Genomic DNA, 14,007 nt, shown 5'->3' with positions numbered 1-14,007 from the left:
GTCTTTTCATTCCAGCCGCCATGTTCTATGTCTGCCGGGCAGCGTGGGGGCGCGTCTTGTCAATCGCAAAAGCATCCGGTACGCCCCGTTTATGACAGTTACCGTTCGTTTCGCCCCGTCGCCAACCGGCCGCATCCATATCGGCAATGCGCGCACGGCCTTGTTCAACTGGCTGTTTGCCATGAACAACAAGGGCCGCTTCATCCAGCGCTTCGACGACACTGACATGGCCCGCTCGAAGCAGGAATTTTCCGACGCCATCCTCTATGATCTGCATTGGCTGGGCATTTTCCCGGACGCCACCGAGTACCAGTCGCGGCGTTTCGAAATCTATGACGCGGCGGTTGAGAGGCTGAAGGCATCAGGTGTTCTTTATGCTTGCTACGAAACGCCGGAGGAGCTCGATCTCCGCCGCAAGGTGCGCCGAACGCGCGGCCTGCCGCCGGTCTATGGCCGCGAGGCGCTGGCCCTGACGCACGAGCAGATCGCCGAATACCAGGCCGATGGCCGCCGGCCGCACTGGCGTTTTCTCCTCCCAAATTTCTCGGTCGATCCGCAACAGCCGGAACGCACCGAAATCCAGTGGAACGATCTGGTGCGCGGCGAGGAAACGGTCGACCTTGCCTCGCTTTCCGATCCAGTGCTGGTTCGCGAGGACGGTACTTATCTCTATACGCTTCCCTCCGTGGTCGACGACATCGAGATGGGCATCAGTCATATCATCCGTGGCGACGACCACGTCACCAACACCGGCGTGCAGATTGCGCTGTTTAAGGCGCTGGCGGCCGAGCCGCCAGTATTCGGCCACCACAATCTGCTGACCACCGCATCGGGCGAGGGGCTGTCGAAGCGCACCGGCGCGCTCTCCATCGAAAGCCTGCGCGAGGACGGCATCGAGCCGATGGCGGTCGCTTCGCTGGCCGTGCTGGTCGGCACCTCGGAGAATGTCGCGGCGATGCCGACGATGAGTGAACTCGCCGAACATTTCGATCCCTCGGCGACATCGAAATCCGCGGCCAAATTCGATCCGGACGAGCTGTTCGTGCTCAACCGGACGCTGCTGCACCACATGCCATTCGCCGAGGCGCAAGACCGGCTGATCGTGCTCGGCGTCTCGGGCGAAGAGGCCGAACCGTTCTGGCTGGCAGTGCGTGGCAATCTCGACAGGCTGGCCGATGCGGCCAACTGGTGGCGTATCCTGCGCGAAGGACCGCAGGAGAAGCCGGAATTTTCCGATGACGACCGCAATTTCCTTCAACAGGCGTTCGATCTGCTGCCGGAGGAACCCTGGACCGCGACGATCTGGAAGGATTGGACGGGCAAGATAAGGGAAGCGACCGAGCGCAAGGGCAAGGCCTTGTTCATGCCGCTCAGGCTTGCCCTTACCGGGCTGCCTTCGGGGCCTGAGCTTGCAGATCTATTGCCGCTGATGGGTCGGGAAGGAACGTTGGCCCGACGACCCTGATTTTGCGCTGGTCCGGCGGCAAGGCTGATACCGGCGACGTCACTGGTTTGGCGGAAAGCCTCTTGATCGCCTCGCGGTCGAGCCCACCTTGCAGATTGGCCAAGGTTTCCGGATCGGAACCGGGGTCCGGCTTGGAAATCGGGACTGGGATGATCGGTGCAGCATCCGTTTCGGGCTGGGATCGTTCCGGATTTGGCGGGTTGCCGGCGATGATCTGGAAATTCTGCGCCGCGTTGCAGCCGCAAGCCGGCGGCCGCGACATGTCTGGCTGCTTGTAGAGATAGGCGGTCGGCAATTCGCGTAGGGCCGGCCGGTGACTGACGATGTCATCGAGGCCGAATCGTCGTCCATGCCGCGCGAATAGAAAACCTGCATCTCGGTGCCGGGGCAGCTCGATTCGCAATTCTTCTGGTCACGTTCGAAATCGCCTGCCGAGGCCGAGTTCGACATCGGGAAGAAGTAGCCGTCGCAGGTGCGCACGCAGGAGGTGTGGAATTCGCCGCCGACGCTCGGAAAGTCCGGTATGCCGGGCCGGTTGAGCACCCGGCGGACGCTGCGCTCCTCGCCGGGATCGTCAAGCTGATCAAGAGTATCCGATGTATCGAGCTGCTGGCTGTTGCCGCCGAAAAGCTGATCGAACAGATTTGTGCTGCCGCCTTCGCGGTTGGCTTCCTGCAGCGGCGCGCGCCTTGGCGCAACTGTGTCGTCGCGGCAGCCATTGGCATCAAGCGATGCCAGGATGCGTCCACGGTCACGGCGCGAGCCGCCGTCGGCCAGCCGCTCGCGCTTGCTCTGCAGCGCATCGAGATTGGCATTCATACGGTGGATGGTGGCGTTGAGCCCGGCACATTGATCGACGTTGCGGCCAAACAGCGAAAAGACGCACCCAGCCCGGCTCGCTTGGCTGCGAGCCTTCGAAATCTGCTCGCGTTGCCGGGCAATTGCGGACTCGTATTTCCGGATCAGCGCCGGACCGCCACCGCCACCGCGAGAGGCTGCGGCAAGGTCGTTTTCCAACTGGCGGCAGATTCGCGAGGCGGCCTGTGGCTCGGCTACCTCCCATGTTGCGGACAATAGAAGGCCAAGCAGCACGGCAGCATGCGCCTGCTTCCACCCTCCGCTTGGCATCCACCCAAACTCCGCCTGCCCAAATCCCGCCCGCTGGCCCGCAAGGCTACCGTGTTCGCGGTTAACTGCAGTTTACCGCGAAATCCGCGTTCAGCCCAGGTTGACGACTGCCTGCGCCTTGTGGGCGGCTTCGACCACGGCCAGTGCCGTCATGTTGACCACGCCGCGTGACGTGACCGAAGGCGTCAATATGTGCGCGGGCATGTCGGTGCCGAGCAAGATCGGCCCGACATGCAGTGCATCCATCATGGTCCTGAGCGCGGTCAGCGTGATGTTGGCCGAATCGAGGTTGGGGAACACCAGCAGATTGGCTTCGCCCTTCAGCCTGGAGTGGGGATAGACGCGCTGGCGCAGATGCTCCGACAACGCAGTATCGGCATGCATCTCGCCGTCGCACTCCAGCTCGGGCGCGATGCGCGCCAGGATCGCCGCCGCTTGCCGCATCTTGATCGCGCTCGGCGAATCGCGCGAGCCGAAATCGGAATGCGACAGGAGTGCTGCCTTCGGCTCGATGCCGAAACGCTGGATTTCTTCTGCTGCCAGCACCGTCATCTCGGCGATCTCCTCCGCCGTCGGGTCGACGGAGACGTGCGTGTCAGTGAGAAAGATGATGCCGCGCTGCGAGATCAGCATCGAGAGCGTGGAGAGGTCGCGATCCCGGACGCCGGTGCGCGCGCCTATGATCAGTGTGACGTTGCGCAGATGTCGCTCGAAGCGTCCTTCGAGGCCGCAGACCATGGCGTCGGCATCGCCGCGCTTCAGCGCAAGTGCTGCGATCACCGTGTTGTCGGTGCGCACCATGGTGCGCGCGGCCTCCGTCGTCACGCCGCGGCGGCCGGCGAGTTCGATCAGCAGGTCGACATAGTTGCGATAGCGCGGATCGTCCTCTGGATTGATCAGACCGAAATCGACGCCGGGCTTGATGCGCAGCCCATACCGCTTCAGGCGCACCTCGATCACATGCGGGCGGCCGATCAAAATCGGTTCGGCGATACCTTCCTCGAGCACCACTTGGGCAGCGCGCAGCACGCGCTCGTCCTCGCCGTCGGCGTAGATGACGCGCTTGGCGGTCGATGCCTTGGCCGACGAGAACACCGGCTTCATCACCAGGCCGGAGCGGAAGACGAAGCGGTTGAGCTTGTCGATGTAAGCGGCGAAGTCGGTGATCGGCCTGGTCGCGACACCGGTATCACAGGCAGCCTTGGCGACCGCCGGGGCGATGCGCAGGATCAGGCGCGGATCGAAGGGCGAGGGGATCAGGAACTCGGGGCCGAAGATTGGCGTCTCGCCGGAATAGGCACGGGCGGCGACATCGGAAGGTTCTTCACGGGCGAGTGCTGCGATCGCCCGCACCGCTGCCATCTTCATCTCCTCGTTGATGGCGCTGGCGCCGCAGTCGAGTGCGCCGCGAAAGATGTAAGGAAAGCACAGTACATTGTTGACTTGATTGGGAAAATCGGAACGGCCGGTGCAGATCATCGCATCGGGGCGCGCGGCGCGCGCCACCTCCGGCATGATCTCGGGATTCGGGTTGGCCAGCGCCAGGATCAGCGGCTTCGGCGCCATATGCTGGAGCAGTTCCGGCTTCAGCACGCCTGCCGCCGACAGGCCGAGAAAGACGTCGGCGCCTGATATGACATCGGCCAGCGTGCGTGCGTCCGTGTCCTTCACATAAGGATCTTTCCAGCGGTCCATCTCGTCGGTGCGGCCCTTATAGGCGACGCCGAAACGGTCGGTGACCCAGATGTTTTCCACCCGCGCACCAAGCGAAACCAACAGGTTGAGGCAGGCAAGGGCGGCAGCGCCGGCGCCAGAGCTGACGATCTTGATGTCCGTTATGGTCTTGCCGGCGAATTCCAGTCCGTTGAGCACGGCGGCGGCGACGATGATGGCGGTGCCGTGCTGGTCGTCGTGGAAGACCGGAATGCCCATGCGGGCCTTCAACTGCTCCTCGACCTCGAAGCACTCCGGCGCCTTGATGTCTTCGAGGTTGATGCCGCCGAAGGTCGGCTCCAGCGCCGAGATCGTCTCGACCATGCGCTCTATCCCCGGCGCGTCGATCTCGATGTCGAAGACGTCGATGCCGGCGAACTTCTTGAACAGGACGGCCTTGCCTTCCATGACCGGCTTGGAGGCCAGCGGGCCAATATTGCCGAGGCCGAGCACGGCCGACCCGTTGGAGACGACGCCGACCAGATTGGCACGCGCGGTGTAGTCGGCGGCGCTCGCCGGATCGTCGCGGATTTCCAGGCAAGGGGCGGCGACGCCTGGCGAATAGGCGAGCGCGAGGTCACGCTGGTTACCGAGCGGCTTGGTCGCCTGGATCTCGAGCTTTCCCGGCCTTGGGTGCTTGTGGAAGTAGAGGGCGGCTTCGTCGAGGTCCGAACGTGCCGTCTTTTTGCTCTCGCCTTCCATACGGCTGCTCCCTCGGAATCTGCGTGAAGACCCCTTTTAGCATGCAGCCGAGGTTTTTCGCGACGCTAAATGACGCGCCGACAGCTTTACCCGACGGTGCGCCTAAAACAGTTAACTATCAATGATTTATGCCGATTTGATAGCAAATGAGTACTGCTGGTTGGCAGGCGCTTCGATCAGAAGGCGCTGACGTAGAGACCGCCATCGACCGGTATGTTCTGCCCCGTCAGATAGCCGGCATGGACCGAGCACAGGAAGGCGCAGATCTGGCCGAATTCCTCCGGCGTGCCGAGCCGCTTGGCCGGAACATCGGCACTGATGCGGGTCTTGCGCGCAGCGGCGGCGGCGGGATCTTCAACTGTACCGGCCTCGTGCGGTCCGCGCAGCCGGTCGGTGTCGAGCTTGCCCGGCAAAAGACTGTTGATGGTCACGTTGCGATCCACCACCGTCCGCGCCACGCCGGCCAGGAACGAGGTCAGGCCGGCGCGCGCGCCGGACGACAGGTCGAGGCCGGGAATGGGCACGTAGACCGATAGCGAAGTGATGTTGACGATACGGCCGAAGCCGCGCGCGGCCATGCCGTCGAGGACGGCCTGGACCAGCTCGATCGGCGTCACCATGTTCTGGGTGACGCCTTCAAGGATCTTTTCGCGGTCGAGCGTGCGAAAATCGCGAAGCGGCGGTCCACCATTGTTGTTGACGAGGATATCCGGTTCCGGACAGGCCGCGAGCAGCGCCTTCTGCACCTCGGGCTTGGAGACGTCGCCAACGACTTCCGTCACCGTGACGCCGTAACGCTGGCGCAACTCCGCGGCGGTTTTCGCCACCAGATCTGCATTGCGCCCGTTGACGACGATGTTGCATCCGGCTTCCGCCAGCGCCATCGCGCAACCGCGTCCAAGTCCCTTGCTCGAAGCGCAGACGATAGCCTTTTTCCCGCTGATGCCGAGATCCATGATGATTTCTCCTTGTGAGCCGGCGGCAAGCTAGTCCTTCGGCTGGACCAATCGCAACCGTCATACGGTTGTTGCATGAATCGGGGCATAGGCTCTCGCGAAAGCAACGGTGAAATCGCGATGTCCGGCCAAGAGCCCCGCACTTTCCGCAGCATGTTTATCTCCGATGTCCATTTGGGCTCGAAGGCGGCGAAGGCCGAATTCCTGATCGACTTCCTGCGCCATCACGATGCCGATATCATCTATCTGGTCGGGGACATCGTCGACGGCTGGCGGCTGCGGCGGAACTGGCACTGGCCGCAAAGCCACAATGATGTCGTGCAGAAATTGCTGCGCAAGGCGCGCAAGGGCGCCAACATCACCTACATCGCTGGCAACCATGACGAATTCGCCCGCCAGTTCCAGGGTGTGCATTTCGGCGGCATCGTCGTCGCCGACCGCGCCATCCACGAGACCGCCGACGGCAAGCGCCTGCTTGTCATCCACGGCGACCAGTTCGACACCGTCGTCCACAATGCGCGCTGGCTGGCCTATCTCGGCGACCACGCCTATGACGCGGCCATGCTGGTCAACCGCGTGGTGACGCGGCTGCGCCAGCTGCTCGGACTGCCATACTGGTCGTTCTCCTCCTGGGCCAAGGTCAACGTCAAGAAGGCGGTCAACTTCATCGGCTCGTTCCAGACGATGCTTGCGGACGAGGCGCGCCGCTCGCATGTCGACGGCGTGATTTGCGGCCACATCCATCATGCCGTCATCGAGAATTTCGGCGATGTCCAGTACATCAACACCGGCGACTGGGTGGAAAGCTGCACGGCAGTGGTCGAACATTTTGACGGCCGGATGCAAATCCTGACCTGGGCACAGGTGCTGCCCGAGGCGCCGGACGAGCCCTTTATCCCGCTGCTCATCGAAGAACGGGTAGGGCAGGCGGCATAGCGCCGGCGGTCGTCCCGGGTCCGGGATCAATCGATTGGTCCAACCGGTTCCGCCGGGTTTTTGCCCATGTTAAGGGATCGATACACGTTGCCGTCAGGTCGAGTGCAGCGTGATTGGATCGATTCATGTCCCTGCCGCCGCTTTCGCCCGAACAACTCGTCAAGCCGCGCCATTTCGAACTGCGCATGAGCATGATCTTCGCGACGCTGTTCGTGCCGCTCGGAACACATCTGCCATATTTTCCGCTGTGGCTGCAGGCCAAGGGTTTTCATGCCGAGCAGATCGCCGTCATTCTGGCGGCGCCCATGTTCCTGCGCGTGGTGACGACGCCATTGCTGACCGCGCTCGCCGACCGTGCCAAGGACCGCGCCGATGTCTATGTCGCGCTGGTGGCTGCGTCGCTGCTCTTGTCGGCCGGTTATTTCCTGGTGCCGACCTATGCCACGGTGCTGGCGGTGTCGTTGGCGCTGACAATCGTGTGGACGCCGCATTCGCCGATCGCCGATTCGCTGGCGCTTTCAGGCGTGCGCCGCTTCGCCTCGAACTATACGAGCATGCGCAAATGGGGCTCGATCTCCTATCTGTTCGCCAATGTCGCGGGGGGCTTCATTCTGTCGGCGACAGGCTCTCGGGCCGTTCCGGTGATCATTCTCGTGGCGTTTGTCGCCGCTCTTGCCGCCGGCCTGCTGGCGCCGCGTCTTGGCCGTCCGCGGCGCGCCTCGCCGCTGTCGGCCACCGATATCCAGCACGCCGCGCCGAAGCTTCTCAACCCATATTTCCTGTATTTTTCGATCGGTGTCGGCGTCATCACCGCCAGCCACGCATTCCTCTATGGCTTCGTCTCGATCTACTGGAAATCGATCGGTATCAGCGATTCGGTTGTTGGCCTTTTGTGGGCGTGGGGCGTGGTTTCGGAAGTCTGCATGTTCATGATGTTCACCCGCTTTTTCGACCGCTTCTCCGTCGTGTCGATCATGGCGATGGCGGGGATCGGCGCGATCGTGCGCTGGATCGCCTTTCCGCTGGTCTGGCCGCTCGGCCTCGGCATTGCCGGATTTTTCGGCGTCCAGACGCTGCACTCGGTCTCGGTGGCGCTGGTGCTGATCGGCCTGCAGAAGATGATCGGCGAAACGGTCTCCGAGGAACGAACCGGTGCCGCGCAAGGCATCGCCTATTTCTCCAATGGCTTCTTCATGGCGGTAATGACGCTGGCATCCGGCCCGCTTTACGAGCGGTTCGGCGTCGACGGCTTTTTTGCCATGGTCCCGATCGCCTTGATCGGCCTGGTGCTGATCGGGCTTGCGGCGCGCTCAGCCCCACAGCGCCTTCTCAGGCGGTGACACCAGCGATCCCTGATAGACAAGGCCGGGCACACGGTCGCGAGCGAGCAGCAGCGGACCGTCGAGGTCGACGAAATCGGCATCCTGAGCGAGCAGCACCGCCGGCGCCATCGCCAGCGACGTACCGACCATGCAGCCGACCATCACGCTGAAACCGAGTTCGCGGGCGCGATCGCGCAACACAAGGGCGGCTGTCAGGCCGCCCGACTTGTCGAGCTTGATGTTGACGGCGTCGTAGAGGCCGATAAGAGCTCCGAGGTTCTTCACCTCGTGCACGCTTTCATCGGCGCAGACCGGCACCGGATGCGCAATATGGCGCAGAATCTCGTCATGGCCGGCCGGCAGCGGCTGTTCGATCAGCGCAATGCCTTGCTCGGCGGCAAAAGCGAGGTTGGCAACGATATTGTCGTCTGTCCAGCCCTCGTTGGCGTCGAGGATGATGCGGCTGTCGGGCGCTGCTTGCCTCACGGCACGGATGCGCGCGACATCGTTGTCGCCACCGATCTTGACCTTGAGCAGGGGCCGCGCCGCATTGGCGCGGGCCTGTGCCGCCATCGCCTCCGGTTCGCCGAGCGACAGCGTGTAGGCGGTTTCGAGCGTCCGTAAGGGAGCAGCACCTATGGCATCGGCTACGGATGTTCCGCTGACCTTTGCCTCCAGATCCCACAGGGCGCAGTCGATGGCGTTGCGGGCAGCTCCGGCCGGCATGGCCGTGAGCAAGGCGGTTCGGCTGATGCCGCCGGCGATCCGGTCGCGCATGGCCTCGATCGCCTCGCGCACGCCGTCCATGGTCTCGCCATAGCGCTTGTAGGGAACGCATTCGCCGCGGCCGGCGTGGCTGCCCTCGCTGATCGTGCAGGAGATCACTTCGGCTTCGGTCTTGGAACCGCGCGAAATCGTAAAGGTTCCTGCGATTGGAAAACGCTCGGCCTCGACCGAAATGACACGCGCCATATTTTTCTGCTCCTGCTATGCGACAAGGGTTGTCGGCAAATCGACAGGTCAGACCCGTCAAGCTAAACAGGATGCCATGTTCAACATCGGCAAGCGCGACGCAAGCGGCACGACCGCAGGGAAGATTGACCACGAACCGCGCGTGGCGATCGGCGAGGAGGACGGCGTTCTCGGCTGCGCCTTCTCCGGAACCTGGACCACACGGACCGTGGCGTTGATCGACGCCGACCTGCGCAGAATAGAGAAACGCAGCGGTTTCAAGACTTTGGCACTCGATCTTTCCAAGATCGAGAAGATGGATACCGCCGGCGCCTGGCTGATCGACCGGCTGGTCAGCGCCTTCGAGAAGAAGGGCGTCAAGATACAGTTGCAAGGCCAGAGCGAGATCGCGTCGATCCTGCTCGACGCGGTGGGCGAAGCTGTACGGCGCGACCGTGAATCCGGCCCGGCGCGACCGCCCAACATCGTCATTCGCGCGCTGGAGGCGGTCGGCCGGCGCGTCTACGAGATGCGCGACGACTTCCTTTCCTCGATGAACATCCTCGGCGCCACCATCCGCGGCGCGCAGATGAAGCTCGGCCGTGGTCATGCCGTCAACCCGGCGGCGATCTTCAACCAGATCGACCGCATGGGTGTCGGCGCCATTCCTGTTGTGGTGCTGATGTCGGCGATCGTCGGCGCCATCGTTGCCCAGCAAGGCGCCTATCAGCTCAGCTATTTCGGCGCCGATATTTTCGTCGTCGATCTCGTCGGCGTGCTGATCCTGCGCGAGCTCGGCGTGCTGATGACGGCGATCATGATCGCCGGCCGCTCGGGCAGCGCGATCACCGCCGAGATCGGCTCGATGAAGATGCGCGAAGAGGTGGATGCGCTGAAGGTCATCGGGCTCAACCCGATCGGCGTGCTGGTGTTTCCACGGCTGGTGGCGCTGGTGATCGCCTTGCCGTGCCTGACCATCATCGCCAATTTCGCGGCACTTGGTGGCGGCATCGTCGCCGCTTGGCTCTATTCCGACATCCCGCCCGCCGCCTTCCTCGACCGGTTGCGCGTCGCTATCGATCTGAGCACCATCTTTGCCGGCCTGATCAAGGCGCCGTTCATGGCGATGATCATCGGCACCATTGCCTCGGTCGAGGGCATGAAAGTCGGCGGCAGCGCGGAATCACTTGGCCAGCACGTGACCGCTTCGGTGGTGAAGTCGATCTTCGTCGTCATCATCCTCGATGGACTTTTCGCCATCTTCTACGCAGCGATCGAGTTCTGAGATGAAGCTGCGAAACCGGAAAAAGGCAGGTGCGGTGGCGGACCACACGGGCGAGGGCGACATCGTGCTTTCCGCGCATGACATCACCGTGTCCTTCGCCGACAAGGTCATCCTCGACAAGCTGTCGCTCGACATCAGGCGCGGCGAGATTCTCGGCTTTGTCGGTGCCTCGGGTGCCGGCAAATCCGTTCTGTTGCGCACCATTCTCGGCCTGACGCGCAAACAGTCGGGCACGATCAAGCTGTTCGGCCTCGACATCGAGAAGGCGAGCGAGGTGGAGCGCCTGCGCGTCGATATGCGGCTTGGCGTGCTGTTCCAGCACGGTGCGCTGTTTTCAGCGCTGACGGTGCTGGAGAACGTCCAGGTGCCGATGCGCGAATATCTCGACCTGCCGAAAAAGCTGATGGACGAACTGGCGATGCTCAAGGTCGAGCTGGTCGGATTGCCGCCGGACGCGGCGCATAAGTTTCCGTCGGAACTTTCCGGAGGCATGATCAAGCGAGCGGCGCTGGCGCGGGCATTGGCGCTCGACCCCGATATCGTCTTCCTCGACGAGCCGACATCCGGCCTCGATCCTATCAGTGCGGCGGAATTCGACGAACTGGTCGTCAAGCTGCGCGATACGATGGACCTGACCGTCTATATGGTGACGCATGATCTCGACACGCTTTTTACCGCCTGCGACCGCGTGGCCGTGCTCGGCAACAAGAAAGTACTGGTCGAAGGAACCATCGACGACATGCTGAAGAGCGAGGAGCCGTGGGTAAAGTCCTATTTCCGCGGAAAACGCGCCCGGCAACTTGATCTTGCGGCGCGCGCATAGCCATAAGTGGGACAATGGAAACCAGAGCCAACTACGTCATCGTCGGCATTTTCACGCTGGCCGCGATCCTGGCGGCGTTCGCCTTCGTCTACTGGACGGCGGCGATCGGCGAAAAGGGCGAGACGACGGTGCTGCGCGTGCGCATCCCGGGTTCGGCGTCCGGGCTTGGCCGCGGCAGTTTCGTGCTGTTCAACGGCGTCAAGGTCGGCGATGTCAGGCGCGTCTATATCGACGTCGACAATCCGACAGTCGCCATCGCCGACACCGAGATCGATCGCCTGACGCCGATCACCAAGTCGACGCAGGCCGATATCGGTCTTGCTGGCCTCACCGGACAGGCCAATATCGAGCTCAAGGGCGCCGACCCCAAGGAAGTAAAACTCCTCGACCAGGCGGAAAAGGAAGGCAAGGTCGCCGAGATCATCGCCAATCCCTCCGCCGTGACCAACCTTTTGCAGACAGCGCAGAACATCTTCACCCGAGCCGACAAGGTGCTCACGGAGCTGGAAGGCTTCACCAAGGACGTTCGCGGACCGCTGACCCAGACCGTGCACAACGTGCAGACCTTCTCCGACGCGCTGGCCAAGAATTCGGACGGCATCGACAAGTTCCTATCCGCCACCAGTGCGCTGGCCGATGAGCTGAAAGGCGTTTCCGGCAAGCTCGACGGCACGCTGAAGGCAGCCGAAGGCCTGCTCAATGCTGTCGACAAGGACAAGATCAAGAGCATTGTCGCCAACGTCGACACGGTGACAGGCAACCTCAAGGAAACGTCGCGGCAGCTCGACGGCGTGATCAAGAACGTCGACACGGCGGTCGGGTCGGTCAACGATTTCGCCAAGCAGACGCAAGGCACGCTGGCAAAGGTCGACGGCGTGCTCGACGGCATCGATCCGGCGCAGGTGCGCACAGCGCTTGCCAACATCCAGAAGGCCAGCGAAAGCGCCAACAAGGCCGCCGCCGACATCGCAGAGGTGACTGACAAGTTCGCCAACCGGGCCGACGACATCAACCAGACGATCAAGGATGCCAAGCAACTGGCGCAGCGGCTCAACGATGCCTCGGTGCGTGTCGATGGCATCCTCGCCAGGGTCGACCACTTGCTCGGTTCCGGGCAGGCCGATGGCGTGATGGCCGACGCCAGGGCCACCCTGAAATCGTTCAAGCAGGTTGCCGACACGCTGAATGCCCGCCTTGGCGTCATAACCGACAATCTGGCGCGTTTCTCGGGCCAGGGGCTGTCGAATGTCGAGGCACTGGTGCAGGACAGCCGCCGCTCGATCAGCCGCATTGAGGAGGCGGTGACCGATCTCAGCCGCAATCCGCAGCGCATCCTTTCGGGTGGCGAAGGCGAGGTAAGGCAGTTCGATGGCAGGGCGCGGCGTTGACTTCGGAGTTGGTGCGCCCCAATAACATGAGCCGCAAAAGCGGGTTGATCTTACGATCCGGGGACAACGGGGATCGCGCGTGAAGTCTGTGTGGTTGAGAACGGGCGGGTTGACATCGGCTGCGGCACTGCTTGCCCTGACGCTGGCCGGCTGCGCGGTGTTTGGAGGCAAGCCTGCGCCACTCGACACCTTTGAGCTGTCGGCGCCTTCGGTTGCTGCGCGCGGCCACAGCCGTCGCCAGATCCTGATCGCGCAGCCGTCGGCGCTCAAGGCACTGGACAGCCAGAACATCGTCATCAAGCCATCGGATCGCTCGCTCCAGTATCTCAAGGGAGCGCAGTGGGCCGACCGGCTGCCGCTGATCGTGCAGGCGCGGCTGGCCGAGACGTTCCAGCGTTCGGGCAGTTTTGCCGGCGTCGGCAAGCCGGGCGAAGGCCTGGCCATCGATTATCAGGTGATCGTCGAGATCCGTTCGTTCGAGGTGAGCGTCGACGGCGGCGAGCATGCCGAGGTCGACCTGTTCGTGCGCATCCTCAACGACCGCAATGGCGAGGTGCGTGCCTCCAAGAGCTTCACCGCCTCAGCGCCTGTTTCAGGCAGCGGCAATCCAGCCTATGTCAGCGCACTCGACAACGCGTTCGGCGATGCGGCCAGGCAAATCGTGCACTGGACGGATTCGGTGATCTGATTCCGTAAAAGGCTTGATCGCATAACACTTCTGCCAACGCTGTAGTCAGAGGCGCTGCAACGGCCGCGGAGCCGTAAATGCGCCAATAATACAAATCGGTCGACATGAAAAAGGCGGGAAATTTCCCGCCTTTGTTTGTTGAAGCAACCGTCCCTACTGCAGGCGGCCGCTGGCGTGGGCCAGCATGGTGTAGACCTTGCCGGTGTCCGACGTCAGGTAGGTCTGCGCCATGATGTTGTCGCGGTCGTTGCGCGAGACATCCTTGAGCAGCTTCTCGAAATCGTCGCAGTAACGGTCGACGGCGGCGCGGAACTCGGCCTCCGCCTGGTACTTGCGACGGATCTCGTCGAACGTCTGCTGACCCTTCAGCGTGTAGAGCCGCCGCGTGAACACGTCACGCTCGCCGCGCCGGTAGCGGTTCCACAACTCGATCGATGCGTCGTGGTCGATGGCCCGCGCGATATCGACGGACAGCGAGTTCAGCGATTCCACGACATGCAGGGGCGAGCGCTGGGCAGGCGCCGCGCGCGGCGCTTCCGCCGGCCCCGAGGGTGCCGCAGGCCTCAGATCCTCGTCATTCGACGCCGCGGTCAGCAGATCGCGCACCCAGCCGCCCTGAGGCGTGCGGGCATTGGCGTCGGGCCGCGGAC

The 14,007-nt window shown here is 63.0% G+C and carries 11 protein-coding genes and 1 pseudogene; 7 read left to right on the top strand and 5 right to left on the bottom strand.

What is annotated here, in order from left to right:
* Nucleotides 1-91 precede the first annotated feature (91 nt).
* Nucleotides 92-1,465 carry a glutamate--tRNA ligase gene (gltX, locus tag X744_RS165090; protein ID WP_023757480.1) on the top strand — a complete coding sequence of 458 codons (1,374 nt, stop codon included), beginning with the start codon at nucleotides 92-94 and terminating at the stop codon, nucleotides 1,463-1,465.
* On the opposite strand, the pseudogene X744_RS25895 reads toward gltX, so the two are convergent.
* From X744_RS25895 to X744_RS165100, 3 genes and pseudogenes are all read right to left on the bottom strand, one after another.
* A pseudogene (locus X744_RS25895) lies at nucleotides 1,383-2,593 on the bottom strand (DUF2865 domain-containing protein). The gene gltX and the pseudogene X744_RS25895 sit on opposite strands and share 83 nt — an antisense overlap.
* Nucleotides 2,594-2,683: 90 nt before the next feature.
* Nucleotides 2,684-5,008, bottom strand: coding sequence for an NADP-dependent malic enzyme (locus tag X744_RS165095; protein ID WP_023757478.1), 2,325 nt, complete (start codon nucleotides 5,006-5,008; stop codon nucleotides 2,684-2,686).
* Between the two features lie 176 nt (nucleotides 5,009-5,184).
* Nucleotides 5,185-5,964, bottom strand: a complete 780-nt coding sequence (locus tag X744_RS165100; RefSeq protein WP_023757477.1) for an SDR family oxidoreductase — start codon at nucleotides 5,962-5,964, stop codon at nucleotides 5,185-5,187.
* Between the two features lie 120 nt (nucleotides 5,965-6,084).
* Between X744_RS165100 and X744_RS165105 the strand changes: the two genes are divergently transcribed.
* Complete coding sequence (locus X744_RS165105) at nucleotides 6,085-6,900, top strand: UDP-2,3-diacylglucosamine diphosphatase (RefSeq protein WP_023757476.1); 816 nt, start codon at nucleotides 6,085-6,087, stop codon at nucleotides 6,898-6,900.
* Between the two features lie 125 nt (nucleotides 6,901-7,025).
* Nucleotides 7,026-8,240, top strand: a complete 1,215-nt coding sequence (locus tag X744_RS165110; RefSeq protein ID WP_023757475.1) for an MFS transporter — start codon at nucleotides 7,026-7,028, stop codon at nucleotides 8,238-8,240.
* Here X744_RS165110 and dgcA read toward each other — a convergent pair.
* On the bottom strand, nucleotides 8,211-9,194 hold the full coding sequence (gene dgcA / locus X744_RS165115; RefSeq protein ID WP_023757474.1) for an N-acetyl-D-Glu racemase DgcA: 984 nt from the start codon (nucleotides 9,192-9,194) through the stop codon (nucleotides 8,211-8,213). The genes X744_RS165110 and dgcA overlap by 30 nt on opposite strands.
* A gap of 76 nt (nucleotides 9,195-9,270) precedes the next feature.
* Between dgcA and X744_RS165120 the strand changes: the two genes are divergently transcribed.
* From X744_RS165120 to X744_RS165135, 4 genes are all read left to right on the top strand, one after another.
* Nucleotides 9,271-10,458: an ABC transporter permease gene (locus tag X744_RS165120; RefSeq protein WP_023757473.1), complete on the top strand. Its 1,188-nt coding sequence runs from the start codon at nucleotides 9,271-9,273 to the stop codon at nucleotides 10,456-10,458.
* 1 nt (nucleotide 10,459) lies between these two features.
* Nucleotides 10,460-11,281: an ABC transporter ATP-binding protein gene (locus X744_RS165125; RefSeq protein WP_023757472.1), complete on the top strand. Its 822-nt coding sequence runs from the start codon at nucleotides 10,460-10,462 to the stop codon at nucleotides 11,279-11,281.
* A gap of 14 nt (nucleotides 11,282-11,295) precedes the next feature.
* Nucleotides 11,296-12,669, top strand: a complete 1,374-nt coding sequence (locus X744_RS165130) for an MlaD family protein (protein WP_023757471.1) — start codon at nucleotides 11,296-11,298, stop codon at nucleotides 12,667-12,669.
* A 79-nt stretch (nucleotides 12,670-12,748) separates the two neighbouring features.
* Entirely contained in the window at nucleotides 12,749-13,357 is a 609-nt protein-coding gene (locus X744_RS165135) for an ABC-type transport auxiliary lipoprotein family protein (protein ID WP_050589476.1), read from the top strand.
* A gap of 153 nt (nucleotides 13,358-13,510) precedes the next feature.
* Here the strand turns inward: X744_RS165135 and X744_RS01000000169245 are convergent.
* A partial coding sequence (locus X744_RS01000000169245; RefSeq protein WP_032906985.1) for a hypothetical protein occupies nucleotides 13,511-14,007 on the bottom strand: 497 nt, incomplete at its 5' end.

The organism is Mesorhizobium sp. LNHC252B00, from assembly GCF_000502955.1.
GTDB lineage: Bacteria > Pseudomonadota > Alphaproteobacteria > Rhizobiales > Rhizobiaceae > Mesorhizobium.
The sequence above is the reverse complement of the archived record's forward strand: the minus strand, read 5'-3'. Positions and strand labels throughout refer to the sequence as shown.

Bases quoted from the DNA above. Each gene is read 5' to 3' on its own strand.
- gltX (WP_023757480.1), top strand. From the start codon at position 92: ATGACAGTTACCGTTCGTTTCGCCCCGTCGCCAACCGGCCGCATCCAT.
- X744_RS165095 (WP_023757478.1), bottom strand. From the start codon at position 5,008: ATGGAAGGCGAGAGCAAAAAGACGGCACGTTCGGACCTCGACGAAGCC.
- X744_RS165100 (WP_023757477.1), bottom strand. From the start codon at position 5,964: ATGGATCTCGGCATCAGCGGGAAAAAGGCTATCGTCTGCGCTTCGAGC.
- X744_RS165105 (WP_023757476.1), top strand. From the start codon at position 6,085: ATGTCCGGCCAAGAGCCCCGCACTTTCCGCAGCATGTTTATCTCCGAT.
- X744_RS165110 (WP_023757475.1), top strand. From the start codon at position 7,026: ATGTCCCTGCCGCCGCTTTCGCCCGAACAACTCGTCAAGCCGCGCCAT.
- dgcA (WP_023757474.1), bottom strand. From the start codon at position 9,194: ATGGCGCGTGTCATTTCGGTCGAGGCCGAGCGTTTTCCAATCGCAGGA.
- X744_RS165120 (WP_023757473.1), top strand. From the start codon at position 9,271: ATGTTCAACATCGGCAAGCGCGACGCAAGCGGCACGACCGCAGGGAAG.
- X744_RS165125 (WP_023757472.1), top strand. From the start codon at position 10,460: ATGAAGCTGCGAAACCGGAAAAAGGCAGGTGCGGTGGCGGACCACACG.
- X744_RS165130 (WP_023757471.1), top strand. From the start codon at position 11,296: ATGGAAACCAGAGCCAACTACGTCATCGTCGGCATTTTCACGCTGGCC.